The following is a 24,440-nucleotide window of genomic DNA, read 5'->3' as shown; positions in this document are numbered from 1 at the left end:
CACGCCTCATTACCAAAAGCAACCCTTTGACTACTCTTTGTAACCTATCGTGTTGTCTGTGTTGGTGTCGCACGTCGCGGCGCCCCGCACGGAGAGGACGACGACCGATGGCCGTAGAGAGAACGACCGATCCGGACCGACACCCGCTGGTGGACCGCAGGACGATCCTGCGCGGGACCGCCCTCGCCGCAGGGGGCGTGCTCCTCGGCGGGATGATGGGCATCTCAACGGCGGGGCAGGCCTCCGCCGCCGCGATGCCCAAGGTGTACACGCGCGCCGACTGGCAGGCCAGGGCGCCCAGGAACAAGATCGACCTGGTGTCCAAGGGGCCGACCCACATCGTCGTGCACCACACCGCGACGGGCAACGTGTCCGACACCTCGACACAGCACGCCGCCGCGCTGTCCCGGTCCATCCAGCGCTACCACATGGACAGCAACGGGTGGAGCGACACCGGCCAGCAGCTCACCATCAGCCGGGGCGGGCACATCATGGAGGGCAGGGACCTGTCCCTCAAGGCGATCCGCGACGGCAAGCACGTGGTCGGCGCGCACACCGCCAACCACAACTCCCACACCATCGGGATCGAGAACGAGGGCACGTACACCTCGCAGACCCCGACCCAGGCGCTCATGGGGTCGCTGGTCGACACCTGTGCGTGGCTGTGCCTGGTCTACCAGCTGGACCCGTCGGAGGCCATCGTCGGCCACCGGGACTACAACGCCACGAGCTGCCCGGGGGACCAGCTCTACTCGATGCTCCCGCAGCTGCGCAAGGACGTGACGAGCAGGATGCGCGAACAGCTGAGCCACCTGAGCCGGGTCGCCGGGACCGAGCTGACCCTGGAGCAGCTGCCGACCTACCCGAGGGTTCCGCAGGCCGAACGGGCCGTGCCGTTCTACCACGGCCCGGCGGTCGGCGACCTCGACGCGTCCCCGTGACCCGAGGGACCTGACACGATGCCCGCCGGAGAGCCGCCCCGACCCCCCGGGGCGGCTCCTTCGCGTCCCGGCGGGCCCGGTACGCACAGGGGGGGAGACAAGCGGCCCGCTGCCGTGCGCGCGGTGTCGACCCGTCCGCCTATCGGCTTCCCGACAGGTCGACAAGCGGAGGAGGGGACATGTCCACAGGTCGACACGGCGGAGCGACTTGTCCACAGGTCGACACGGCGGAGCGACTTGTCCACAGGTCGACATGTCCGCCCTGGACGGGGCCCGACGGTCCGTGGTCCCCTGGTTCACAAGGGGGAGCCCGCGGCTCGCCACCATGAGGTGTGCCCCCACGGGGCCCGGGCGCGACGCTCCCGCTTCCCCCTCCGGCGAGCGGCCCCCACGCGCCCGCCCGGCGGCGGGAGTACGACGGGGCCGGGGACCGGCGCGGACCTCCAGGCGCCCGCCCGTGCGGCGGCGCCCCCCGTCAGGGCCTCGTCGCCCCGGTGACCAGCCAGGCGGTCCCCCGCGCACGGGCGCCCAGGGTGACGGCGCGCGCCAGGATCCACACCGTGAACGCGATCCACAGCCCCACCAGGCCCCACAGCGAGTCCTCCGCCAAGCGGGGGATCACCAGGGCGCACGGCAGGAACGCCGCCATCGTCCACAGCGACGCCCACGCCAGGTAGCGCTGGTCGCCCGCCCCCATCAGCACCCCGTCCAGGACCATGGTCACGCCGCTCAGCGGCTGCATGAGGGCGACCACCACCAGCGTGGCCATGATGAGGGCCCGCACCTCGGCATCGGACGTGAAGGGGACCGGGGCCCACGGAAGCACCAGGAACACCAGGACCATGAACACCGCACCCAGCATCACGCCCCACTCCACCATGCGGCGGGTGGCCTCCTTCGTGCCCCGCACGTCCCCCGCGCCCAGGTACCGGCCCACGATGGACTGGCCGGCGATCGCGATCGCGTCCATGGCGAACACCAGCAGGGCCCAGATGTTGTAGCTCACCTGGTGCGCGGCGATCGACTCGTCGCCCAGGCGCGCCGCCACCGCGGTGGTCACCAGCGCGACCACCCGCATCGACACGCTGCGCAGGAACAGGGCGAACCCCGCGGAGGCCGAGGCCCGCAGTCCCGCCGCGGTCGGGGCGAGGGAGACCCCCGCACGCCGCGCGGAACGGGAGATCGCCGCCACGTACCAGAACGCCCCCGCGCCCTGCGCGATCACCGTCGACCACGCCGAACCCGCGATGCCCCAGTCCATGACCAGCACGAACACCACGCACAGCACCGCGTTGCCGGCGTAGGAGGCCACCGCGACCAGCAGCGGGGTGCGTGCGTCCTGGAGCCCCCGGAGCACACCGGTGCCCGCCATGACGATCAGCAGGAACGGCGTGCTGAGCAGGCTGATCCTCAGATAGGTCAGCGCGTAGGGCGCGATCTCGGGCGAGGCGCCCAGCAGGTCCACCATCAGCGGCCCCAGCGGCCAGCCGATCGCGATGGCCGCGACCCCCAGCAGGACGGCGAGCCACAGGCCGTCCACACCGTCGCGGATACCGCCCGCGACGTCGCCGGCGCCGAACCGGCGGGAGACCGCCGCCGTGGTGCCGTACGCCAGGAAGACGCAGACGGCCACCAGGGTCAGGAGGACCTGCCCGGCCACGCCCAGCCCTCCCAGGGCCTGGGTGCCCAGGGTGCCGACGACCGCCGCGTCGGTGAGCAGGAACAGGGGTTCGCTGATGAGGGCGAAGAACGTGGGGACCGCCAGGGCGAAGATCTCGCGGTCGTGGCGGTGCCGGAAGGGGGCGGCCGAGAGCAGTTTTGGCATGACCAGGCCACAGTATCGGACAGGCGTTCTAGTCGGGTGTGGAGTTGTCCACACCCGCCCGGATGCCTGTGGATAACCTGTGGAAACACTCCCTGTGAGGCATCTTGCACGGCCCGCCTACGCACAGTGTTTTTGCAGATCAAAGCCTATATGCGAGGGTCATGGCAAAGTTATCCACAGGTGATGTGCACAACCTGTGCCCGCCATGCCCCGCGCGGGGCGGGACATGGTGGTAATGGCTCCGTCCACAGGTCCCGTCCGCGGCGTCCCCAGCGGTCGCGATGGGGCATCCTGGAGGGGTCGGCCCGTTCGGGCCGGCGGAGTACGGTCCTGGGGAGAGCGTTCGTGAGTGTCGCTGAGCAGCCACCTGAAGAAGGCGGATACGAGCGCACCCCACCCCACGACATCCAGGCCGAACAGAGCGTGCTCGGCGGCATGCTCCTCTCCAAGGACGCCATCACCCAGGTCGTCGAGATCATCCGCTCCGCGGACTTCTACCGCCCCGCGCACCAGATCATCTACGACAGCGTCGTCGACCTCTTCTCCCGCGGCGAGCCGGTCGACGCCATCTCCGTCAACGCCGAGCTCACCAAGCGCGGCGAGGCCACCCGCGTCGGCGGCGCCCTCTACCTCCACACCCTCACCGAGGCCATCCCGACCGCCGCGAACGCCGGCTACTACGCCAAGATCGTCTCCGACCGGGCGGTCCTGCGCCGGCTCGTCGAGGTCGGCACCCGTATCGCCCAGATCGGCTACGCCGGCGACGGCGAGGTGGACGACCTCGTCGACCACGCCCAGGCGGAGATCTACAAGGTCGCCGAGAAGCGGACCGGCGAGGACTACGTGGTCCTCGCCGACATCATGCCCGGCGCCCTCGACGAGATCGAGGCGATCGGGGCCCGCGACGGCACCCTGACCGGCGTGCCCACCGGCTTCGCCGACTTCGACGCCCTCACCAACGGCCTCCACCCCGGCCAGATGATCATCATCGCCGCCAGGCCGGCCGTCGGTAAGGCCCTGGCCCTGGACACCCCCCTCCCGACGCCCGAGGGATGGACCACCATGGGGGAGGTGGAGGTCGGGGACCGACTCCTCGCCGCCGACGGCACCCCGACCCGGGTGGTGGCCGCCACCGAGGCGATGACCGACAGGCCCTGCTTCGAGCTCACCTTCGACGACGGCACCACGGTGATCGCCGACGCCGAACACCAGTGGCTCACCCATACCCGCGCCTCCCGCCGCGCGGCCCAGGAGGCCGGTGCCACGGGAAGTTCCCCCCGTGTCCTCCCCGGGGTGCGAACCACCCGGGAGATCTTCCGGACGCAGCGCCTGGACACCGCCGACCGCAGGTCGAACCATTCGGTGGTCAACACCTCTCCGATCGCGCTGCCGGAGCGCGACCTCCCCCTGCCGCCCTACTTCCTCGGAGCCTGGCTGGGTGACGGATCCTCGCAGGCGGCGCGGATCACCACCACCGATCCCGAGGTCCTCACGAACATCGAGGCCGAGGGACTGGTCACCAAGCCGGTGGGCCGGGGCACCTGCACCTACGGGGTCTTCCTTCCGGCTGAGGACCCCTCCCGTCCGGAGAGGGAGTGCGTCGTCTGCGGGACGCGGTTCACCCCCCAACTGCCGCATGTGCGCAGCTGCGGTCAGTCCTGCGGCGGAAGGGCGAGGTTCGTCTCCGAGCCCGCGCCCCACACCACCTGCGCTGACTGCGGGACCCCCTGTTTCGGCCAGACACGGTGCCGGCGCTGTATCGACGACCACGGCAGCGTCCAGGCCCTGCTCCGCTCGCTCGGGGTCCTGGGCGACAAGCACATTCCCAACGCCTACCTGAGGGCGTCCGTGTCGCAGCGGCGGGCACTCATGGCGGGCCTGCTGGACAGCGACGGCACCGTCAACGCCGGCGGCTCGGTCCAGTTCGCGGTCACGAACGAGCGCCTGGCGAACGACTTCCGCGAACTCGCCCACAGCCTGGGCCACCGCACGGGGATGTCCCGCAAGCGGGTCCGGGGGCGCACGGAGGGTTCCTCGACCTGTTACACGATCACGTTCGGTTCCACGCGCGAGGTCTTCGGGATCGAGCGCAAGCAACGGGCCCATCGGGAACGCGGTGAGGGACGGGGCTACGCCCGGATCGGGTCCAGGTTCATCACCGGGGTCCGCCAGGTGGACAGCGTTCCCGTCCGGTGCGTGCAGGTCGACCACCCCGACCACCTGTTCCTCGCGACGCGTTCCATGATCCCCACCCACAACTCGACCCTGGCCCTGGATTTCGCGCGCGCGGCGTCGATCAAGAACGACATGGCCTCGGTCTTCTTCAGCCTGGAGATGGGCCGGAACGAGATCGTCATGCGCCTGCTGTCGGCGGAGGCCCGGGTACCCCTGCACACGATGCGCTCCGGCCTGATGACCGACGAGGACTGGGCCAGGCTGGCCAGGCGCATGGGCGAGGTGGCCAACGCGCCCCTCTTCATCGACGACTCACCGAACATGTCGATGATGGAGATCCGGGCCAAGTGCCGCAGGCTCAAACAGCAGCACGACCTCAAGCTGGTCATCGTCGACTACCTCCAGCTGATGAGTTCACCGGGGCGCGTGGAGAGCCGCCAGCAGGAGGTCTCGGAGATGTCCCGGTCCCTCAAGCTCCTGGCCAAGGAGCTCGAGGTTCCCGTCGTGGCGCTCTCCCAGCTGAACCGCGGCCCCGAACAGCGCACCGACAAGCGCCCGCAGGTCTCTGACCTGCGCGAATCTGGTTGCCTTGTCGCTGAGACGCGTGTGCTGCGAGCCGACACCGGTGCCGAGGTGACCTTGGGTGAGCTCTACCGGAGCGGTGAACGCGACATTCCGGTGTGGTCGCTCGACGAGCGGCTGCGCATGGTGCCCAGGACGATGACCCATGTCTTCTCCAGCGGGGTCAAGGACGTGTTCCGGCTGCGGCTGGCCTCCGGCAGGGAGGTCGTCGCCTCCGGCAACCACCCCTTCCTCAACCTCGACGGATGGACCGCCCTCGAGAACCTCGGAGTGGGGGAGAAGGTCGCGGTGGCCCGGAGCGTTCCTGAGCCGGACCGGACGGCCGAGTGGCCCGAGGCCGAGGTCATCATGCTCGCACACCTCATCGGGGACGGTTCGTTCGTCCGTCGCCAGCCGATTCGCTACGCCAACACCGACGAGGCGAACCTCGCGGTGGTGGAGGAGGCCGCCCGGCACTTCGGCATCACGGCGGTACGGGACGAGTACGCCTCCGCGCGGACGACGACACTCCGGCTACCGGCCCCCTTCCGGCTGACGCACGGGAAGCGGAACCCCATCGCAGCGTGGCTGGACGGTCTGGGGCTGTTCGGACTGCGCAGCCACGAGAAGTTCGTTCCCGAGGGGGTGTACTCCCTTTCCGACCGCCAGATCGGCCTGTTCCTCCGGCATCTGTGGGCGACGGACGGCAGCGCCTACTGGAACGAGAAGGGCGGCCAGGCCCGCATCTACTACTCGACCACGAGCCGTCGTCTGGTCGACGGCATCGCCGTACTGCTCGCCAGGCTCGGCATCATGACGCGGATCAAGAAGGTGCGGAAGAGCGGCTACCGGGTCTGTTACACCCTTGACGTCTACGGGATGGACAACCAGCGCCGCTTCGCGGAGGTCGTCGGATGCCACGGTGCCCGGTCGGCGCGGCTTGCAGAGTGCGTGGCCGGCATGGAGGGCCGACGGGGCAACACCAACCTGGACACGATCCCCGTGCAGGTGCGGGACAGGGTGCGGACGACCATCGGCGCCAAGGGCATGACGCACAGGCAGTTCTCCACCGCCATGGAGACGGAGTTCTGCGGCAGTGCGATGTGGAAGTCCGCCCCCAGCCGGACGCGGCTGTCCAGGGTGGCAGCCGTGCTCGACGACGGCGATCTGGAACTCCTGGCCACGAACGACGTCTTCTGGGACGAGGTCGTGGAGATCGAACCTTTGGGAGAACGAGAGGTGTTCGACGCCACGGTGGAGGGCACCCACAACTTTGTCGCGAACGGCATCAGCGTCCACAACTCCATCGAGCAGGATGCGGACATGGTCATCCTGCTCTACCGCGAGGACGTGCACGACAAGGAGTCGCCGCGGGCGGGCGAGGCCGACATCATCGTGGCCAAGCACCGCAACGGCCCCACGGCGGACGTGACCGTGGCCTTCCAGGGCCACTACAGCCGGTTCGTCGACATGGCGCCCGGATAGGCCGTCGCGTCCACGGTCGCGTCCACGCCGGCCAGGTCGGGTGAGCCCAGGCTGTCGTGCACCAGGTGCACGGCGGCCCCGGTGATCCCGCAGAACTCGGAGATCCCCACGCGCAGCTGGATGTCCAGTGACGTGTCGAAGCCGTGCGCCGCGTACCCCTCGGAGGGGTCCGCCCGGCCGGGTTCGTCCCCGGGGCGCAGGACCGGGTCGCACCCCTCCCGGTACAGGTCGAGGGCGTCGACGGTGTATCCGGAGGAGGGGCCCGCCGCCCCGCGACGGGCCCCGTTTATCGGTCAGCCTCTTTGCCTATTTGTGGTCAAGCCGATTTGTCGACAAAGAGTCACGGCCCTCTCACCGGGAGTCCCCGACGATCATCCCCTCCCGCATCTCCAGGTGGCGGCCGGCGAACCTCCCGCGCATCGTCCGGTCGTGTGTCACGATCACCAGAGCCCCGGTGAAGTGCGACAACGCCTCCTCCAGCTCTTCCACGAGACCGGGGGAGAGGTGGTTGGTCGGCTCGTCCAGCAGCAGGAGGTCGTGGACCCCCGACGCCAGTCGGGCCACCTCGATCCGGCGGCGCTGCCCGACCGAGAGCGACGCCACCGCCTGGTCCATCTCCTTGGGGCGGAACAGTCCGAGCGAGGCCAGTTCCTCCCGGTGCTCCTCGGCGGGGCCGGGGCGGCCGGACGCGTACGCCTGGAGCACGGTCCGCCGGGAGGGGGACACGCCGTCCTCCTGCCTCAGGAAGCCGACCCTCGCCGGGACGGAGACCCGACCCGGGCCGGGGGCCAGCTCCCCGGCGAGGACCCGGAGCAGGGTCGACTTCCCCGCCCCGTTGGGGCCGGTGACCAGGACGCGCTCACCCGGTGCCAGCTCCAGTGCGGGGACGTCGAGCCGGTGGTCGACCCGCACCCGCTCCAGTTCGGCGACCGGCGCCGGGCCGGGCTCCCCTTGCGGGGCCCCGGTGAACTCGGCGGTCATGCGGAGCGGGACCGGAGGCGGAGCCACCGGGTCCGAGGCCAGCCTCTCCAGCCTCTCCTTGGCGTTGCGGATACGGCTCATGGAGCCGTGCGCCCGACTGCGCATCCTGAACCCGCCGTGCCCGAACGCGGCCTTGTCCACCTTGCGCGGGATGGCCCGGAGCGCGGCGACGCCGTTGTCCGCCAGCGTCCTCTGCCTGGCCAGGTCGGCCCTCCGGTCCTGGTACTCCCGGATCCACCGGGCCCGGGCCGCCGCCTTCGCGGCCAGGAACCCGGAGTACCCGTTGCCGTACCTGTTGATCCGGTGGAGGTCGTGGTCGACCTCCAGGACGGTGTCGGTGACTCCGGCGAGGAAGGCGCGGTCGTGGGTGACGGCGACCACCGTGCCCCTGTGGTTCCGGAGCCGGTCCTCCAGCCAGGCGACCGCGCGGTCGTCCAGGTCGTTGGTGGGCTCGTCCAGGAGGAGCAGTTCGGGCGAGGCCGCCAGCATCGCGGCCAGGGCCAGACGTGAGCGCTCCCCTCCGGAGAGCATGCGCAGCGGGCGCTCGCGGTCCAGTCCGGGAAGGCCCAGGCCGTGGAGCCCGGCGTCGACGCGCGCGTCGGCGTCGTAGCCGCCCCGTGTCTCGAACTCGGCGAGCAGGTCACCGTAGCCGTCCATCTCCCGGGCCGTGGCGGAGCCGAGGCGGGCCTCGGCCACGCGCAGCCGCGCCTCCAGGTCCCGCAGGTCGGCGAGTGCGGAGTCGATCGCGTCCGCCACGGTGCCGGTCCGCACGCCGACCCCCTCCAGGGTCTGGGGCAGGTAGCCGACCCCGCCGGGCGCCCTGACGGTGAGGTCCCCGTTGTCGGGGCGCTCCTCGCCCGCCAGCAGGCGCAGCAGGGTGCTCTTGCCCGATCCGTTGTCCCCGATGACTCCGACGCGTTCGCCCGGGCCGATGGTCAGGGTGACACGGTCGAGGACGGTGTGGTCGTCGTAGCGTTTGGTGATCTCGTCGAGGGTGAGCTGGGAGTGTGCTCGAAGTGCGGCGGTGTGCATGTGCGCGCCTCCTGGGGTGCGGTGCGGTCTGGCGGTACGGGGCCGCGGATCGCCGGAGGAGCACGCGTGCCGGCTGGTTTCGGACAGGGCTCGCACGGGCGAGACGGGGTCCGGTACAGCGGGAACGCTGAGGCTTCCCTGGGTCGACCGCGGTACGGCGACGCCGGCGGAGCCGCACGGTGCCGGAGGGGCGACAGGGGTGTCGCCGCTGGGCAGCGGGTGCGGCGGTGCTCGGACGCGGGCGTCTGGCGCGGATCTACAGGAAGATGTACAGCCTCATGTGCAAGACGGTACGTCTCGTTTTGCCTGGCGTCAAGTGTGCTTTCGGTGAGACGGGGATCACTCTCGGTCGGCGCTTCGGGGCCTATATGCGGACGGCCGGATTCTGATTAATTACCAAACCGTTTTAGCGGCGGAGTGGCGTTGTCCGGTTCGGGGACCGGTTCCGGGACGCGTGAAGGGGCCGCCCCCGCAGGGGCGGCCCCTTCACGTCACTCGCTCTTCATGGACTCCGGAGCACTCGCCGCGGTGGCGAAGGGCTCACTCGACGGTCGCTCGTGCGGCTACAGCCAGCGGGCCTCCGGGCGGGTCCGACCGTTGTGGTCGGTGACCAGCACCCAGTGCATGATCGGGTATTCGGACGCGATGGCGTCGGCGTCCTCGCGCGGTTGCGGGACGTGCACGGGCTCGGGCGTAAGGCCGGAGAGACGGCGGGTCGCAGCCGCGGGGCGGATACGCCGACGGGGCGTCGCGGAGCGAGTGGGGTGTGGTGCACGGTCTGTCCAGCGCGCCATGGGCCCTCCTCGTTTCCGTATCAGATGTTATGAGTTAACCCTATGTTCACCTTCGCGTCAATTCGATTGGCTTGCGAAGGTTCGCGCCCGCTGGGTAGGGATGCCGTGTTGCGGATCTGAAGGGGGTTCTTCCCCGGGGGGTGTTCTCCCATGCCGGGGCGGTGCGGGCGGGCCTCCCGGCATGCGGGCGGCTGTGGCGCGAGGGCAGGGAAGTGTGGCCTCGAGGCAAGGTGAACGGAAGGTGAACGAAGGGCGAATCAGGCGGGGCGGCCCCGCGCCAGGGGCCGCACCCGGGGCCCGCGGCCGGCACGGGGAGCCCGGAGCACGACGAAGGGCATCCGCCCTCGGCGGATGCCCCGTGACGGTGGTCGGGACCTGCGGCGGCTCACTCCTTGAAGATGAGCCCCACGACCTCCAGGTAGAGCTGTTCCGGGTACGGGATGAAGGAGATCCGGCTCAGGGCCTGGTCCTGACCGGCGGACTCCATCACGAAGGTGCCGTAGCCGAGGAAGCGGCCCACCAGGGTCCGCTCGAACCTCATGTCCGTGACCTTGCCCAGCGGCATCATGTTGACCTGTCGGGTGATCAGCCCCGTGGTCAGCAGGAGGCGCGCCGACGTGATGACGAAGTAGTCCACGGACCACTCCGCGACCCGCCAGACGAACCACACCAGCACCAGCAGCCACAGCCACCAGATGATCGCCAGAGCCGCGGCGCTGTCCGCGATCTGGGTGTTGCTGATGATGCCGGCGACGATCAACGCACCGAGGACGGCCCCGACCGGTCCGATGAGGACCGCGGGGTGCCGACGGATGGTCACGACGTCCTGCTCGTGCGGCAGAAGGTAACGGTTGACCGACGCCGGAGCGCTGTTACTCGACGCTACGAGCCGCATGGCACCCGTCCATCCCCACTACGGCAGCAGTGCGTTGACGAAGCGGGACATGGACTCCGCGCCACCCATCAGACCGCCCAACGCGCTCTGGATCACACCAGCGGCGCTTTCAGGTTGCGTGAGCAGATAAAACGCCACGAAACCGATGAGAGCGTAGCCGCCCCATTTCTTCAACTTCGCCACGACTGACTCCCCTTGGAATCCACCTGACCCACCAACCCAGCAGTGATTGTTCCATTGACAATGATGCCCGTAAAGCCTGGGGCGCACCCTCGGCGTGGCGGTATGTCCGGCCTACCGCGCTTGCGGGCTCTGTCCGGTTCCGGTGGTGTTGGTGAACCAGTGTTCGGTCGACCGGAATACGGTCGAAGCCCCTCGCAGGTCAGGGCATTAGGGATGGTTTGTCCGGAGAAGGGAGGGACTTCCCCGGGACCGATTGGTTCCCCGGCCGGAGGCGAGTGACGGTCGGGCCGAAACTCGTGGTTCGTGCGGAGCGGATCCCTAGTGCTGCTCGGCGAAGGCCAGGGCGAGCACCTGGAGGTGCTGCCGGGCGATCCGCTCGACGAGATCGGGGGTGGCCCGGCCCATGACGTCCTCGGCGCCGTGTCTGGCGGCGTCGACGCAACGGGTGACGGTGGAATCGTGGTGGACGCCGGAGAACTCCGTGGACAGTCGGTCGACGACGGAGCCGTAGCGGGGGTCGCGGTCGGTCGAGGGGGAGGGGGTCTCGGGCATCTCACTCCTTGAGGGCCGTGGGGGCTGATGGCGCAGCGTGTGCGGTCGGGGTCTTTGGGTAGTCGGCGGAGGGTTGCCTGAACGCCGCGCAGGAAGCGGACACGGGGCCTCCGCTCCGGCGGACCCCGGCCGTGCGGCGTGGTTTCGGTCCGGCTGGCCTTCGCGGTTATGGGTGGTCAGGAACCATGATCACTCTAATCTGTTACGTTCCAATCTCGAAATGAATTCGGCTAATGCAAGCCGTGTCGACGCTTGCGTCCGGAGGGGTGCGCCACCTGGTCTGACGCGGCTGCCTCCGGGTTCAATGCCCGATTTTCGGTCGATCATTCGTCCGGTGTTCAAAAGAGCCGAAAAAGCGCCCAACCGGTGATCCGGTTGGGCGCTGAGGCTCCTGGGGCCGAGGGGAGGGCTCAGGCGCAGCCGTACAGGCGGTCGCCCGCGTCGCCCAGCCCCGGGAGGATGAACCCGTTCTCGTCCAGGCGCTCGTCCACCGCGGCGGTCACCACGCGCAGGGTGGCACCGTGGTCCGGCGCCAGGGTCTCGGCCAGCTTCTGCTCCACCGCGACCAGTCCCTCGGGGGCGGCGAGCAGGCAGATCGCGGTGACGTGGTCCGCGCCCCTCTCCACCAGGAGCTTGAGCGCGGCGGCCAGGGTGCCGCCGGTGGCCAGCATCGGGTCCAGCACGTAGCACTGGCGGCCGGACAGGTCCTGCGGCAGCCGGTCGGCGTAGGTCGCGGGCTGGAGCGTGTCCTCGTCGCGGGCCATGCCCAGGAAGCCGACCTCCGCGGTCGGGAGCAGGCGGGTCATCCCGTCGAGCATGCCCAGACCCGCGCGCAGGATCGGGACCACGAGGGGCGTGGGACGCGTCAGCTGTGTTCCGGTGGTCTCCACGAGAGGAGTCCTGATGGTGACGTCCGTCACTCGGACGTCGCGGGTCGCCTCGTAGGCGAGCAGGGTCACCAGCTCGTCGGTCAGGCGCCGGAAGGTCGGTGAGTCGGTCCGCACGTCGCGCAGGGTGGTCAGTTTGTGCGCGACCAGGGGATGGTCGACGACCAGGGTTTCCAAGGCGTTCTCCGGGTGAGCTGGGATAACGGGACGGTGGCTGGGGATGGGGGCCCGCCCGAGTCTAACCGCGCGTACCACCCGGAACAGGGCGTCCCGGAGCCGCGCCTGTCACGCGGTGGACCTGCGGGGGCGCCCGTCCGCTCCCGGGGAGGCCCGACGGAACCGCCGGGGCGGCAGCGCGGGCCCCGTTCTCATGAGAGCGTGGTCCGGACTGACACGGATCGAGGGAGACGGCGGAGCGGGAGTGATCGTTACCATTGCACTCGCGCGGGCGCGGCTCTTCCTCGTCCGCACCGATACACCGGCCGGGTTGGGGTGACGATGACAGTACTCGATCATGGTGACGACGACTCGGGTGACTTCGCGGCGGTCGCGTACAGGGAAGAGGAGTACTGGGACGTCGACCTCCTCCCCGTGACGCTGACGCACGACCTGAAGGGCCTGATCCACGCACTGCGCCAGCAACCGAGCATCAGCGGCTCCCTCGGACTGGTCTCGGTCGGCGACGACTTCTTCATCATCGTGCGGGTCTACGGGGAGGACGTCTCCCTCTTCCTCTCCGACGTCACCGCGTCGGTGGACTGGCAGGTCGCCAGGGACGTCCTCGACTACCTGGACATCGACCTCCCCGACGACGACGACCTCGACCAGGTGCTCCCCGCCGGTGACCTGTCCATCGTCGCCGACCTCGGCCTGGACGAGATGGAGCTCGGCGCCCTCGCGGGCGATCTCGACCTGTACCCCGACGAGGTCCTGGCGAGCGTGTCCGAACGCCTCGGATTCGCACAGTCCTTCCAGCGTGTCCTGGACGGGATGGGGTAAGGGACCCCTGGTAAAACACCCTGGAGAACAGGAGAGCACGCGGTGTCGACCTTCGCAGCTGTCTTCGCCCCCAACGGGAAGACATGGCGGGGAACCGAGGTCGAACTCGGGGACGTGGACGTCATCGACGACGTCACCGACCTGATGCTCGACTTCGCCGCAGAGCGGGGCAGCGACAGCGCGCTCCTTCTGGTGGAAGCCGACGACGAGTGGTTCGCCGTCGTGCGCGCCTCGGACGACGGCGGTGAGCCGCGCGTGTACCTCTCGGACGGCCGTGTGGTCCACGACCACCCCGTGGCCTCGGTCCTCTCCGAAGCGGGCGCCCTCGGCGCCCCGCAGCCCTCGGAGAGCGCGGGCGCGCGCCCCAACCCGGTACCGGTGGGCGACGGCGACCTGATCACCGACCTGGGCGTGGACGGCGACGAGCTGCGCTCGCTGTCCGTCGGCAGCGGCGTCCTTCCCGCCGACGTCCTCGCCGTCGTGGCCGAGCGGGCCGGGTTCGGCGACATCCTCGACGCCATGAGGCTGTGACGTGGACGACCGCGGGGTCCTCGACGCCGCGCTGTGGACGGCGGTCGCCGAGGCCGAGCTAGCCCTGGCCACGGGCGACGTCCCGGTGGGGGCGATCGTCCTGGACGCCGCGGGCGCGGTCCTGGGGACGGGGCACAACGAACGCGAGGCGGCGGGCGACCCCACGGCGCACGCCGAGGTGCTGGCCCTGCGGGCCGCGGCCCGCGCACGCGGTGAGTGGCGCCTGAGCGGCTGCACGCTGGTCGTCACCCTCGAGCCCTGCGTGATGTGCGCGGGCGCGACGGTGCTCTCCCGGGTGGACCGCCTGGCCTTCGGCGCGCGGGACGCCAAGGCCGGCGCCGTGGGGTCGGTGTGGGACGTGGTCCGCGACCCGCGGCTCAACCACCGTCCGGAGGTGGTGCCGCCCGACCTGGTCGGCGCGGACGTCGCCGCGAGGTGCGCCGAACTCCTGACCGCGTTCTTCGAGCACCGCCGCGGGGGTCGGGACCGCGGCTGACCAGCCCGCCCCGGAGGACGTCCGGGAAGCCGCCGGAACCGCTCGCGCCATCCGGTTTTCCGCACGGCGGAGCATCCGGTAGAGTTGCTCGCGGTGGAGTCGCCTAGTGGCCGATGGCGCCCGCCTCGAAAGCGGGTAAGGGGCAACCCTTCGAGGGTTCAAATCCCTCCTCCACCGCACGAGGCCGACGTTCACGCAGGTGAGCGTAGGGCCGGTAGAGGTAGCGAGGGCCGGTTGATCCGGGCCGGTGCACATACGGTGCACACGGTCGGAGAGACCGGCCTTTCGCGTGTCCGGGGTTCGATCCCCGGGGAGGCTCCGTCAGGATCCTCACGCGGCGGTGGCGAGAGCCTTCACACGGGCCGCGTCCATCGCGTCGGCCACCTCGTCCAGGCGGTCGGGGAACAGGCGCCGGCCCTCTTCGTACCAGGTCCGCCGTAGCGACCTCTGATGCCGGGCGCAGGTCGGGCAGCGCGATTCCAGGGTGGAGCCGCAGGGCGCGTCGATCACCTCGGTGGCACCGGTGGCGATGTTCGTGCGTCGGAGGGAGACGGGGCGGATGCGCACGCCGTGGTCGGCGGCGACCTGTTCGGCCACCTCCCGGGCCAGGGGTTGCGCGAGGCGTTCGGCCCGGGTGGACTTACCGGTAGGCGTCGGCATCGGCCCACCCGCACAACCACAGAGCGAGAGTCTCCGATGAGAACATCCCTCGAACCCCTGCTGTTGTTCTTTGCCCTGATCAACCTCGGCGGTTCGGTTCTGGCACTCTCTGAACTCCTGGTCTTCCCCGGAGGCATGCTCCTCAGCAACGCCGGGCTCTTCTACATGCTGTGGAACAGGGAGAAGAAGCGGAGCCCGCAGAGCCAAGACCACCCCTCTGCCCCGCCCACCACTCCTCCCGCGCGGCCCGGGGAAAGGCCAGGGGCGGCACCCACCCCATAGCCAGTCGCCGACACCGCTGCGCAAACCCACAGCAACAGAGCGGGAGCCCTCATGACCGTACGCAGTCCCCTTGAACTTCTGGTGCTGAGGGCAGCTGCCGGAATGGTGTTCGTCGGTGCTCTGATCATGCTGGTGTGGGCCAGCCCCCTCATGGGGGAGCCGATGTGGCCGCACATGCTGTTCGCCGGAGTCATGTCGGTGTGGGCACCGATGCACTACTGGCTGCTTCGTCGTCACGACCGAGTTCAACGTTCCGTCTCCCCAACGACGGAGGAGCCCGCCCCGTAGCGATCAGCCATCGCGGTGATGTCCTCGTCCGGACCAAGCATCCCCTCTTGAGCGACCCAGGAGCCCTGACCATGTTCGATCGGTTCACCCAACAGGCGAAGGACGTCACCGTCCTGGCGCGCGAAGAGGCCGTGGAACTCAGGCGCAACCACATCGGCACCGAGCACCTGTTGCTCGGACTGTTGTCGCAGGGGACGGGGATCGCGGCCGGCGTCCTGGGGAGCTTGGGCCTGGACCACGGAACCGTCCGGGCCGAGGTGGTCAGGACCGGCGGTCGTGGACGATGGCGTTTCCGGTCCTACCTGCCCTTCTCCCCGGACGCCAGGAAGTCCCTGGAACAGACGCTGTACGAGTCGTTGCAGGTGCGGCACGACTTCATCGACACGGAGCACCTGTTGCTCGGTCTGCTCCACGAGGACCACGGCGCGGCGCTTCCCGTGTTGCGCGGCCTCGGTGTTTCCCCGGAGCTGGTCCGTGAGCAGGTGCACGGAGTATGGGCCCATCTGTCGCAGCAGATCCAGGAGCAGGCGCACGGGCGAGCGGGCTGACCGCCAGGACGATGGGAGCCGTCTTGGGCGGGAGCCTGTTCGGCATCCGCCTGGACAGCTACGAGAAGGTAGGGACCAAGCATCCCCTCGTGAGTGATCCAGGAGCCTCGGCCATGTTCGAGCTGTTCAGCCCCCGCGCCCGGCGCGTTGTCGTCTTCGCCCAGGAAGAGGCCAAGAGGTTCAATCACCAGGTGATCGGGCCAGAGCATGTGGTGCTGGGAATCCTGTCGGACGGAGAGGGAGCCGCCGCCGAAACCCTGGTGGGCTTGGGCGTTCGCGATGATGCTGCTGTGATCGAAGTTCTCAAGATCACCAAGCCCAGGAGGGGCGACGCGGGTGAGGGTTATCTGCCGTTCTCGTCTGAAGTAACGACGGCCTTTCAGCACGCCGCGACCGAGGTTCGAAGCTCCGGAGCAGACGAACTCGAACCGGAGCATGTTCTTCTGGCGCTGCTGCGTAAGAAGCGAGGAACGGGAGCCAAGTTGCTCCGTGGCCTCGGCATCTCACCTGATGCGGTTCGCGATCAGGTGCGGACGATGATGGCTCAGCCGGCTGAAGAAGCCGGAAAGAGACCCGTGGGCAAGCGGATCGACTACTACGACGACCCCAAGGCCCCGACGGCGAACAATCTCGTCCCGTCGGTGAACGTGTTCGTGGTCAACGAGCGCGACGAGGTGCTGATGATCCGCCGTACCGACAACGACAACTGGGCCGTCCCTGGCGGTGCGCTGGGTCTGGGCGCTTCCGTGCCCGACGCCGCCGTTCGGAAGACGCTGGAGGTGACCGGCATAACCTGCGTGATCACCGGCACCATCGGCATCTACAGCGATCCGAAGCACATCATCTACTACACGAGCGACGGCGAAGCGCGGCAGGAGTTCTCGCTCGTGTTCGCGGCATATCCGCTCGCGGGTGAGCCCACGCCGAGCGACGAGTCCAAGGACGTCGTCTGGGTGCCCAAGCACGAGCTGACCGGCTACCGGATGGACCGGTCCATGCGTTTGCGCGTGGAGCACTTCCTTGCCGGAGGGCCGACCTACATCGGGTGAGGGGCAGCGATCCTCGGCCAGGCGCCGTTCCACGAACCGCAGCGACGCCGTCAGCAGCGGCGAGGGGCGGGTACGGGGAGCGCACCTGTTCGGCTGCCCCAGAGGAGGGCGCCCGGCGACGGGGAAGCGGTCCTTCGAGCAGTTCTCGCGCGAGCTCCCGCGTCCAGCGAACATGTTCCGCATGTACCGGGCCAGCCGGTGGGAGTTTCCGGCCCTTGGACGAACCGGCCCCTGCCGTGGACGGCGATGACAAGTCCGGTTGCCTCCAGCGCGGAGAGGGCTTGACGGGCCGTCCCCCGGGAGACGTCGTACTGGCGGACGAGGGCGGCTTCGCTGGGCAGGGTGCCCCCGGGTGCGAGGTCACCGCTCAACCGCCCCCGGTTCGCCGGAGGCGGTCTTCTCGTCCGCGGGTTCGGGGCGGCGGGCCTTCCGGCCGGACCCGGCCGGCTCTCCCCGGCCCGGGGCGCGGGCGGCCCGCCCCGCCGCCCGCGCCCTCCCGCTACGGGGCGGGGGCCGGGCCCGTGCTCCCGCGGGCCGCGAAGGCCGCCGCGGGAGACCACCGCTCCGCGACGGGGAGGCCGTCGGCGCACTCCAGCGCAGACGCGCCGACCTCCGTCCCGTACCGGTAGACGTCCACGCTCACGCTGGTCAGCGCCGGAGAGGACAGGCGGCACAGGGTCGAGTCGTCCCACGCGACCATGCTGACCTGCCCGGGGACGGAGACGCCCATGTCGCGGGCGGCCTCCAGGCCGGAGACGGCCATGACGTCGTTGTCGTACAGGATCGCCGTCGGGGGCCGCTCTCGGCCGAGCAGTTCCCGGGTGAGCCGTGCGCCCTCCTCGTGCGAGTAGTCGCCCTCCAGGACGACGGGGGCGGCGATCCCGGCCCGGCGGCAGCCCTCGGCGAGGGCCGCGGTGCGGGCACGGGTGTGCAGCAGCCGGGCGGGCCCGGACACCCGGGCGATCCGCCGGTGCCCCAGGTCCAGGAGGCGTGCCAGGGCCTCCCGGACCGGGGTCACGTGGTCGGTGCGGACCGCCGGGGCGCCCGGGGGGCCGGGCTCCTGGACGCCCGCCAGCACCGCCGGCAGGCCGAGCCCGCGCAGGAGGGCGGGCCTCGCGTCCTCCGCGGCGAGGTTGACCACGACCACCGCGTCGACCAGGCGCCGCTCCGCCCACCGGCGGTAGGTGGCGTCCTCGGCGTCCGCGTCGGTCACCAGGTGCAGCAGGAACGCCATGTCGCGGGCGGCCACGCGCTCCTCGATCCCGGCGACGAACTCCATGAAGAACGGTTCCGCGCTGAGCAGGCGGCGCGGCCGGGCCAGGACCAGCCCGACCGCGCCGACGGGTTCGGGACGGCCCATCAGACCTGTTTCGCCGACGCGTGCGGCGTGTTCGCCGAGCGGAGGACGTGCGCCGCGGTCAGCGAGAGGGGGTCGATCTCCGCCCCGGTCCGCACCGTGAAGCTGTGCGTCTCCCCGGCCAGCAGGTCCACGAGCATGTCGTCCACCTCGGCGTCGCGGGCCGCCCGGTCGGCGAGCACCGAGACGTCGCGGGCGAACGAGGACGCGCGCACGTCCACCCGGTAGCCGCCCGGGACGGGGACCGCCACGGCGGTCAGGGCCTCGGGGTCGTAGGCCAGGTGGCGGTCCTCCCGGAACGTGTGGACGACGCGCACCTCCCCGGACGCGGCCACGAAGACCTCCCGGTCGGGGTCGGCGGGGGCGAGGAGCCGCCGTTCCGGCTCGACCTCGGCGGTCGAGCGGGGCGGCACGGAGATCTGTGCGCTCCCGGTGTGGAGCACCTCGCCCCCGAAGCCCTGGCGCCGCAGGTCGAGGGGGCCCGTCCAGGGTTCGTCGGTGTCGTTGACGGCGATGACGACGAGGCGCCCGTCCCTGGGCTGGACGGTGAGCATGCGGGGCGCGTAGGCGCGGCGGAGCGCGTACCAGAGGGGCTTGGGCCTCTCGTCGCCGTCCACGGCCGCCCAGGAGGTCACCGGCCAGCAGTCGTTGAGCTGCCAGACGAGGGCCCCGGAGGTGCGGGGCCACCAGGACCGGAAGTGCTCGATGCCGAAGGCGACCGCGCGGGCCTGGTTGAGCTGGGTGGCCCAGTGCCAGTCCTCGAAGGTGCGCGGGGTGTGCAGGTGGGCCGAGTACCCCCGGTCGAGCTTGCCGTTGCCGTCCTCGGCCTTCTGGTGCAGGAGGAAGGCGGGCGAGGTGGGTGTGAGCGGCTCGTCGTGCACCCAGTCGGTGAGGGTGGTCCAGGTCGGGGGGCCCTGGAAGCCGAACTCGGAGCAGAACCTGGGGACGTGGTCCTGGTAGGCCCGGTAGTCGGTCTGGTTCCAGACGGTCCACTCGTGGCGGGTGCCGTGCGCCTCGGCGTTGGGGTGGACGTCGTCCGGGGCGAACCCGGGGCTGTACGGGCTGCCCGCGGAGTAGAAGCGGGTCGGGTCGAGTTCGGCGACGATCCGGGGGAAGAGGTCGGTGTAGTAGCCGTGGCCCCAGGTGCGGTCGCCGAGCTGCTCCTGCCAGCCCCAGTCCATGAAGCCCCAGAGGTTCTCGTTGCCGCCGTTCCAGAGGGCGAGCGAGGCGTGCGAGGTGAGGCGGGCGACGTTCTCGCGTGCCTCGGCCTCGAACTCGCTCCGCAGCGGCTCCTCCTCCGGGTAGGCCGCGCAGGCGAGGAGGAAGTCCTGCCAGACGAGGACGCCGCGCTCGTCGCAGACGTCGTAGAAGTCCTCGCTCTCGTAGATCCCGCCGCCCCACACGCGCAGCATGTTCATGTGCGCGTCGACGGCCTGGTCCACGCGCCGGGCGAGGCGGTCGCGGGTGATCCGGGTGAGGAAGTGGTCGTCGGGGATCCAGTTGGCGCCCTTGACGAAGATCGGCCTGCCGTTGACGGTGACGGTGAAGGGGGTGCCGTGCTCGTCGGGCTCGGTGTCCACGGTGACGGTGCGGAAGCCGATCCGGCGTTCGGCCGTGTCCAGGGCCGCCGGGGCGTCGGAGCCGGCGGACGCGTCGCCGCCCGGGGCGAGGGTGACGGCCAGGTCGTACAGGGGGTGGTCGCCGTAGCCGACCGGCCACCACAGGCGGGCGTCGGGGACCTCCACGACGACGACGCCGGTGTCGGCGTCCGGGGCCAGGGTCGCGGAGGCCGTGTGCCCGGCGACCTCGGCCGTCAGGGTGAGGGCGGCCGGGGCCTCGGTGAGGGAGCGCTCGACGTCGGCGTGGACCTCGACCCGGCCGACGCCGTCCTCGCCGACGGTGACCAGAGGGCGGACGGAGGCCAGGCGGGCGGTGCTCCAGCGCTCCAGGCGCACGGGCTTCCAGATCCCCGCGGTCTGGAAGTCGGGGCCCCAGTCCCATCCGAAGGAGCAGGCCATCTTGCGGACCATGTTGTACGGGTGGGTGTTGGTGTGGGGGCGCGCGCCGAGTGCGTCGCGGACCTCCTCGGCGTACTCCAGCGCGGGCCGGAACGAGACGGTGAGGTCGTTGGAGCCCTCGCGGAGGACGCGGCCCACGGGGAAGCGGTAGCCGCGGTGCATGTTGGCGGTGGTCCCCAGCTCCACCCCGTTGAGCTCGACGGTGGCCACGGTGTCGAGGCCGTCGAAGGCCAGGTCCACGTGTTCGGAGGGGGCGGCCTGCTCGGCGTCGAAGGTGAGGGTGTAGCGCCAGCCCACGCGGTGGGCCCAGGCCAGCTCGGTCTCGTTGGAGTCGAGGTAGGGGTCCGGGATGAGCCCGGCGGCCAGCAGGTCGAGGTGCGTGCTTCCCGGTACCAGGGCCGGGACGGAGCGCCCCGCGATGTGCTCGGGGACGGTTCCGGTGGCGCTCGTCAGCTGCCAGCCGTCATGCAGGGTGCGGCGGATCATCCTCTGCCTCTCCGGGGGTGTGGGGACGGCCGCCCGGGGGAGGCGGGCCGTCGGCGGCCGGGCGCGCCGATGTGCGCCGGGCCACTCCGGAGATTCTTACTTCGATGAACTAACTAAGTCAATGGGGTGCGGTGCCCTCGCGGGGGGAGGGCGGTCCGCGCCCCCGCCCGTGGACGGGGCCTGCGCCCCGCCGAGCGGCCCGCGGGCTCCTCCGCGCCGGCCTCCCCGGATGCCCGGCCGTGGGCCGACTTCCGGGGGGCGGTGACCTCCCGAGGAGGACCCCCGCGGCGTGGACGCGCCGACGTCGCCTCCCGGGGGTCGGGCGGCCGCCCCCGGGGGGAGGGGCGCGTGCGGCGGTACGCTGGTACGCGCCCCGCCGGGGCGCGGCGGCAGGGCCTCTGGGCGTACACCGAGGCCGCTCCCCGCGCGGACGCCACGGCACGGAAGCGGCGGAGGTTCCCTTGGGCGGTCCATCACGCGCCACCCCCCACACCACGAGCAGGGCGGCGGTCCTCGACGTCATCCGGGCGGCGGGCACCATCAGCCGGGCCGGACTGGTGGCCGCGACCGGGTTCACCGGGGCGACCATCTCCACGGTCGTGCGCGCGCTCATCGACGACGGCCTGGTCCGGGAGACCGGCCGCGCCGAGTCGACCGGGGGCAAGCCGCGCGTGCTGCTCCAGCTCGACCACGGGGCCCGGTACGCCGTCGGCGTGCACCTCGACCCGATGGGCGTCACGTACGCGCTCACCGACCTCACCGGCGCCGTCGTGTCCAGGGTGACCAGGGCCGACGCGGGCGGCGACGACCCCGCCGCGATGGTCGCCCGGACGGCCCGCCAGGTCGACTCGCTGGTCGAGGGGGCCGGGGTGGAGCGCGACCGGGTCCTGGGCGTGGGGCTCGTCTCCGCGACCGGGGGCGCGAGGCCGCTGCCGTCGATGCGGCACTGGGCGCACTTCCCGGTGGCGGAGGAGCTGGAGAGGGCCTGCGGCCTGCCCGTGGTGCCCGGCAACGACGCGACCGCCGCCGCGCTCGGCGAGTACTGGTCCGGAGGCGTCGGCGAGACGTCGGTCTTCGCCGCCGTGTACATGGGGACCGGCATCGGCGCCGGGATCCTGGTCGACGGCATCCCCTACCACGGGGCCAGCGGGAACGCCGGGGAGATCGGGCACGTGTGCCTGGACGTGGACGGTCCGCCGTGCTGGTGCGGCGCGCGCGGATGCGTCGAGGCGCTCGCCGGGCCCGCCGCGGTGGTGCGTGCCGCGCGTGCGGACACCGGACTGGCGCGCGCCGCCGAGCTGGGGGCGGCGGGGGCCGGCGGCGCGGACGGCGGCCCGACGGACGGCCCCGGGGTCGGCGGGCGCGCGGGGCGGTACGAGGCGGAGGAGTTCGCCGCCGTGGTCCGGGCCGCGCGTCGCGGCGAGCCGACCGCGCGCGCCCTCCTGGAGCGCTCCGCCCGGTACCTGGCGGCGGCGGTGCGGACGCTGGCCAACGTCATGGACCTGGACCTGCTCGTGCTGACGGGGCCGGGCCTGGCGGTGGCGGGGTCCGTCTACCTGCCCGCGATCAGGTCCGAGCTGGAGGGCGCCTTCTTCGCCCGCGCCAGCCACCCCGTCGAGGTGCGCCTGTCCGCGTCGGCGGCGACGGCCCCCGCGATCGGGGCGGCGACCATGGTCCTGCAGTCGCGGCTGGTGCCGCTGCGGCCGCGCGTGCGCCTGCCCGAGGACCTGTCGGAGTCGGCGGCGCCCGCTCCCCGGTGAGCGGAGGCGGAGCGGGGCGCGTACCGCTCCGCCGGGCGCGTCCGGCCCCGACCCGGGCCGTGCCCCGGTCCCGGCGTCGCCGGGGCGCGTGGACGGCCGCAACGCCGCGACCGCCCGGGGCCTCCGCCGCGGACGCGGCTCAGCCGGCGCCCTCCAGGTCGGCGAGGGCCCGGTCGAGCCAGGTGAGCCAGAAGAGCTCCAGCTCGATCCCGCCCTGGAGCACCAGGCGGTGCACGCGGTCCCGCTCGGTCCCGTGGCCGCGCGCCGCGTCACGCCTCTCGAACTCCCGGTACTCGGCCAGCCGCTCCCGGTGCAGCGCGCGGTGGCGGCGCAGCTCGTCCACCATGTCCCCGCCGACCCCCACGACGCCCGTCGCGCGCAGGCGCAGCAGCAGGGGGTCGCGGGGCGCGCGCGGATCCTCGCGCACGCCGACCCACCGCTCCAGCTCCTCCCGGCCCGAGGGCAGGACCTCGTACTCCTTCTTCTGACCCCGGGTCGGCCCCTCGCCGTCCAGGGCCCTGATCAGCCCCGCCTTCTCGAGCTTGCCCAGCTCCCGGTAGATCTGCTGGTGGGTCGCCGACCAGAAGTACCCGATCGAGCGGTCGAAGCGGCGGGTCAGCTCCAGCCCGGAGGACGGCTTCTCGAGCAGGGCGGTCAGGATCGCGTGGGGCAGGGACATGAGCGCATTCTAGGAAGGCCCGGGGACGTCAGGCGTCGGGCGGAAGGTGGCGGACCCGCACGGTCCCGCCGGTGACGGACGTCTCCAGGGTCTCCAGCCCGGCGGTCGCCGGACCGTGGACGACCGACCCGTCGTCCATGTCGAACTCGCTCCCGTGCCAGGGGCAGCGCAGGCACCCGTCCACGACGGAGCCGTCCGCGAGCGGGGCCCCCATGTGCGTGCACGTCCCCAGCACCGCCCGCACGGCGTCCCCCGTCCGGACCACCACGACCGGCACGTCGCCCAGCGAGGCGCGCACGGGCTCCCCCTCGTCGAACCCGTCGAGCGGGCCGAGGTCGTGCCAGCCGCCGGGCACCAGGTCGGTCAGGTGGTCCGCGCTGTTGGCGCCGCCCGCCCGGTAGTAGGCGATGTGTCCCCCGAGGGAGCCGCCGAGGGCGACCGCCCCCATGCCCGCCAGGGCCAGGACCCGCCCCCAGCCCTGGCGGTCACGCGCCCGGGCGAGGGAGGAGGACGCGAACAGCAGGCTCCCCGCGGCGTTCGACGCGGCGTGGACCACGCCCACGCGCTGCTGCCTCTCGTGCTGCTGCGACCAGTCGGCGAGCCCGCTCACCACCGCGGGCAGGGTGGCCAGCAGTCCGGTGTTCACCAGCGCGTGGGCGCTCCGGCGGTTGTCCCCCGGCAGGAGGTCGAGCAGGACCGCCGACATCCACGCGCCGATGGGCAGCTGGACCAGGATCGGGTGGGCCGGGTGCCCGAGCTGCACACCGTTCAGCAGGTCGCGCGCCCGGCCGCGGGGGATGCGCCCCGCCACCCGCTTGAACAGGGAGACCGCGGGGTCGAGTCCGTCGTTCCGTTCGATCTTGCGTACGCCTTCACCAAGCCTCATGGTGGGACGGCTACCCCGGTCCCCCGGGTTCACTCCCCGTTCCGGGGGGCCGGGGAGGGCTTGAACCGGATTTTCCCTGTCCGGCCCCGG

The 24,440-nt window shown here is 71.4% G+C and carries 24 protein-coding genes, 1 tRNA gene and 1 pseudogene; 12 read left to right on the top strand and 14 right to left on the bottom strand.

Annotated elements, in window-relative coordinates:
* The first annotated feature begins 107 nt into the window (after positions 1-107).
* Positions 108-941 carry a peptidoglycan recognition protein family protein gene (locus tag ACFQBR_RS21635; RefSeq protein WP_344184064.1) on the top strand — a complete coding sequence of 278 codons (834 nt, stop codon included), beginning with the start codon at positions 108-110 and terminating at the stop codon, positions 939-941.
* 475 nt (positions 942-1,416) lie between these two features.
* Here the strand turns inward: ACFQBR_RS21635 and ACFQBR_RS21630 are convergent, their stop codons facing one another.
* Positions 1,417-2,766: an MATE family efflux transporter gene (locus tag ACFQBR_RS21630; RefSeq protein WP_267947329.1), complete on the bottom strand. Its 1,350-nt coding sequence runs from the start codon at positions 2,764-2,766 to the stop codon at positions 1,417-1,419.
* A 345-nt stretch (positions 2,767-3,111) separates the two neighbouring features.
* On the opposite strand from ACFQBR_RS21630, the gene ACFQBR_RS21625 reads away from it, so the two are divergent.
* Positions 3,112-6,987, top strand: a complete 3,876-nt coding sequence (locus tag ACFQBR_RS21625) for a replicative DNA helicase (protein WP_344184065.1) — start codon at positions 3,112-3,114, stop codon at positions 6,985-6,987.
* Here the strand turns inward: ACFQBR_RS21625 and ACFQBR_RS21620 are convergent.
* The 7 genes from ACFQBR_RS21620 to upp all read right to left on the bottom strand — a co-directional run bounded on the left by ACFQBR_RS21620 (position 6,954) and on the right by upp (position 12,488).
* Positions 6,954-7,097, bottom strand: coding sequence for a hypothetical protein (locus ACFQBR_RS21620; RefSeq protein WP_344184066.1), 144 nt, complete (start codon positions 7,095-7,097; stop codon positions 6,954-6,956). The two genes, ACFQBR_RS21625 and ACFQBR_RS21620, sit on opposite strands and share 34 nt — an antisense overlap.
* A gap of 241 nt (positions 7,098-7,338) precedes the next feature.
* A complete protein-coding gene (gene abc-f / locus ACFQBR_RS21615) occupies positions 7,339-9,000 on the bottom strand; it encodes a ribosomal protection-like ABC-F family protein (RefSeq protein ID WP_344184067.1) in 1,662 nt (553 codons plus the stop codon).
* Between the two features lie 563 nt (positions 9,001-9,563).
* Positions 9,564-9,794: a hypothetical protein gene (locus tag ACFQBR_RS21610; protein WP_267947325.1), complete on the bottom strand. Its 231-nt coding sequence runs from the start codon at positions 9,792-9,794 to the stop codon at positions 9,564-9,566.
* Between the two features lie 385 nt (positions 9,795-10,179).
* Complete coding sequence (locus tag ACFQBR_RS21605; RefSeq protein ID WP_267947324.1) at positions 10,180-10,689, bottom strand: PH domain-containing protein; 510 nt, start codon at positions 10,687-10,689, stop codon at positions 10,180-10,182.
* Between the two features lie 18 nt (positions 10,690-10,707).
* Positions 10,708-10,872, bottom strand: a complete 165-nt coding sequence (locus tag ACFQBR_RS21600) for a hypothetical protein (RefSeq protein ID WP_170293704.1) — start codon at positions 10,870-10,872, stop codon at positions 10,708-10,710.
* A 318-nt stretch (positions 10,873-11,190) separates the two neighbouring features.
* A complete protein-coding gene (locus ACFQBR_RS21595) occupies positions 11,191-11,424 on the bottom strand; it encodes a hypothetical protein (RefSeq protein ID WP_267947323.1) in 234 nt (77 codons plus the stop codon).
* A gap of 410 nt (positions 11,425-11,834) precedes the next feature.
* Complete coding sequence (upp, locus tag ACFQBR_RS21590; RefSeq protein ID WP_267947322.1) at positions 11,835-12,488, bottom strand: uracil phosphoribosyltransferase; 654 nt, start codon at positions 12,486-12,488, stop codon at positions 11,835-11,837.
* 321 nt (positions 12,489-12,809) lie between these two features.
* Here upp and ACFQBR_RS21585 point away from each other — a divergent pair, with 321 nt between their 5' ends.
* From ACFQBR_RS21585 to ACFQBR_RS21570, 4 genes are all read left to right on the top strand, one after another.
* Entirely contained in the window at positions 12,810-13,310 is a 501-nt protein-coding gene (locus ACFQBR_RS21585; protein ID WP_267947321.1) for a tRNA adenosine deaminase-associated protein, read from the top strand.
* A gap of 42 nt (positions 13,311-13,352) precedes the next feature.
* Positions 13,353-13,841 carry a tRNA adenosine deaminase-associated protein gene (locus ACFQBR_RS21580; protein WP_267947320.1) on the top strand — a complete coding sequence of 163 codons (489 nt, stop codon included), beginning with the start codon at positions 13,353-13,355 and terminating at the stop codon, positions 13,839-13,841.
* A 1-nt stretch (position 13,842) separates the two neighbouring features.
* Positions 13,843-14,337, top strand: coding sequence for a nucleoside deaminase (locus ACFQBR_RS21575; protein ID WP_267947319.1), 495 nt, complete (start codon positions 13,843-13,845; stop codon positions 14,335-14,337).
* A 92-nt stretch (positions 14,338-14,429) separates the two neighbouring features.
* A tRNA-Ser gene (locus ACFQBR_RS21570) sits at positions 14,430-14,514 on the top strand.
* 153 nt (positions 14,515-14,667) lie between these two features.
* Here ACFQBR_RS21570 and ACFQBR_RS21565 read toward each other — a convergent pair.
* Positions 14,668-14,997 carry a replication initiator gene (locus ACFQBR_RS21565; RefSeq protein ID WP_344184068.1) on the bottom strand — a complete coding sequence of 110 codons (330 nt, stop codon included), beginning with the start codon at positions 14,995-14,997 and terminating at the stop codon, positions 14,668-14,670.
* A 36-nt stretch (positions 14,998-15,033) separates the two neighbouring features.
* On the opposite strand from ACFQBR_RS21565, the gene ACFQBR_RS21560 reads away from it, so the two are divergent.
* The 5 genes and pseudogenes from ACFQBR_RS21560 (at position 15,034) to ACFQBR_RS21540 (ending at position 17,164) form a co-directional block, all read left to right on the top strand.
* Complete coding sequence (locus tag ACFQBR_RS21560; RefSeq protein WP_344184069.1) at positions 15,034-15,279, top strand: hypothetical protein; 246 nt, start codon at positions 15,034-15,036, stop codon at positions 15,277-15,279.
* Positions 15,280-15,360: 81 nt separating this feature from the next.
* Positions 15,361-15,567, top strand: coding sequence for a hypothetical protein (locus tag ACFQBR_RS21555; RefSeq protein WP_378554241.1), 207 nt, complete (start codon positions 15,361-15,363; stop codon positions 15,565-15,567).
* Between the two features lie 47 nt (positions 15,568-15,614).
* A complete protein-coding gene (locus ACFQBR_RS21550) occupies positions 15,615-16,115 on the top strand; it encodes a Clp protease N-terminal domain-containing protein (RefSeq protein ID WP_344184071.1) in 501 nt (166 codons plus the stop codon).
* A pseudogene (locus ACFQBR_RS21545) lies at positions 16,061-16,669 on the top strand (Clp protease N-terminal domain-containing protein); the annotation flags it as partial. The gene ACFQBR_RS21550 and the pseudogene ACFQBR_RS21545, both read left to right, overlap by 55 nt.
* Before the next feature lie 21 nt (positions 16,670-16,690).
* Positions 16,691-17,164 carry an NUDIX hydrolase gene (locus ACFQBR_RS21540; RefSeq protein WP_344184075.1) on the top strand — a complete coding sequence of 158 codons (474 nt, stop codon included), beginning with the start codon at positions 16,691-16,693 and terminating at the stop codon, positions 17,162-17,164.
* Positions 17,165-17,214: 50 nt separating this feature from the next.
* On the opposite strand, the gene ACFQBR_RS21535 is transcribed toward ACFQBR_RS21540, so the two are convergent.
* From ACFQBR_RS21535 to ACFQBR_RS21525, 3 genes are read right to left on the bottom strand one after another with little or no spacing between them, the layout of a single operon-like run.
* Complete coding sequence (locus ACFQBR_RS21535; protein WP_378554239.1) at positions 17,215-17,724, bottom strand: winged helix-turn-helix domain-containing protein; 510 nt, start codon at positions 17,722-17,724, stop codon at positions 17,215-17,217.
* Positions 17,664-18,524: a LacI family DNA-binding transcriptional regulator gene (locus ACFQBR_RS21530; RefSeq protein ID WP_344184072.1), complete on the bottom strand. Its 861-nt coding sequence runs from the start codon at positions 18,522-18,524 to the stop codon at positions 17,664-17,666. Before ACFQBR_RS21530 ends, ACFQBR_RS21535 begins: the two co-directional genes overlap by 61 nt.
* Positions 18,524-21,025, bottom strand: coding sequence for a glycoside hydrolase family 2 protein (locus ACFQBR_RS21525; protein WP_344184073.1), 2,502 nt, complete (start codon positions 21,023-21,025; stop codon positions 18,524-18,526). The genes ACFQBR_RS21530 and ACFQBR_RS21525 overlap by 1 nt, the downstream gene beginning before the upstream one ends.
* A 461-nt stretch (positions 21,026-21,486) precedes the next feature.
* Between ACFQBR_RS21525 and ACFQBR_RS21520 the strand changes: the two genes are divergently transcribed.
* The gene (locus tag ACFQBR_RS21520) at positions 21,487-22,785 is read left to right on the top strand and encodes an ROK family transcriptional regulator (protein ID WP_378554236.1); all 1,299 of its coding nucleotides are present in this window, start codon (positions 21,487-21,489) and stop codon (positions 22,783-22,785) included.
* Positions 22,786-22,924: 139 nt separating this feature from the next.
* Here ACFQBR_RS21520 and ACFQBR_RS21515 read toward each other — a convergent pair whose 3' ends face one another.
* Positions 22,925-23,464, bottom strand: coding sequence for a PadR family transcriptional regulator (locus ACFQBR_RS21515; protein ID WP_267947313.1), 540 nt, complete (start codon positions 23,462-23,464; stop codon positions 22,925-22,927).
* 28 nt (positions 23,465-23,492) lie between these two features.
* Positions 23,493-24,350, bottom strand: coding sequence for a Rieske (2Fe-2S) protein (locus ACFQBR_RS21510; RefSeq protein WP_344185465.1), 858 nt, complete (start codon positions 24,348-24,350; stop codon positions 23,493-23,495).
* Positions 24,351-24,440: the final 90 nt, after the last annotated feature.

This window comes from Nocardiopsis tropica, assembly GCF_042660575.1.
Lineage (GTDB): Bacteria > Actinomycetota > Actinomycetes > Streptosporangiales > Streptosporangiaceae > Nocardiopsis > Nocardiopsis tropica.
The sequence above is the reverse complement of the archived record's forward strand: the minus strand, read 5'-3'. Positions and strand labels throughout refer to the sequence as shown.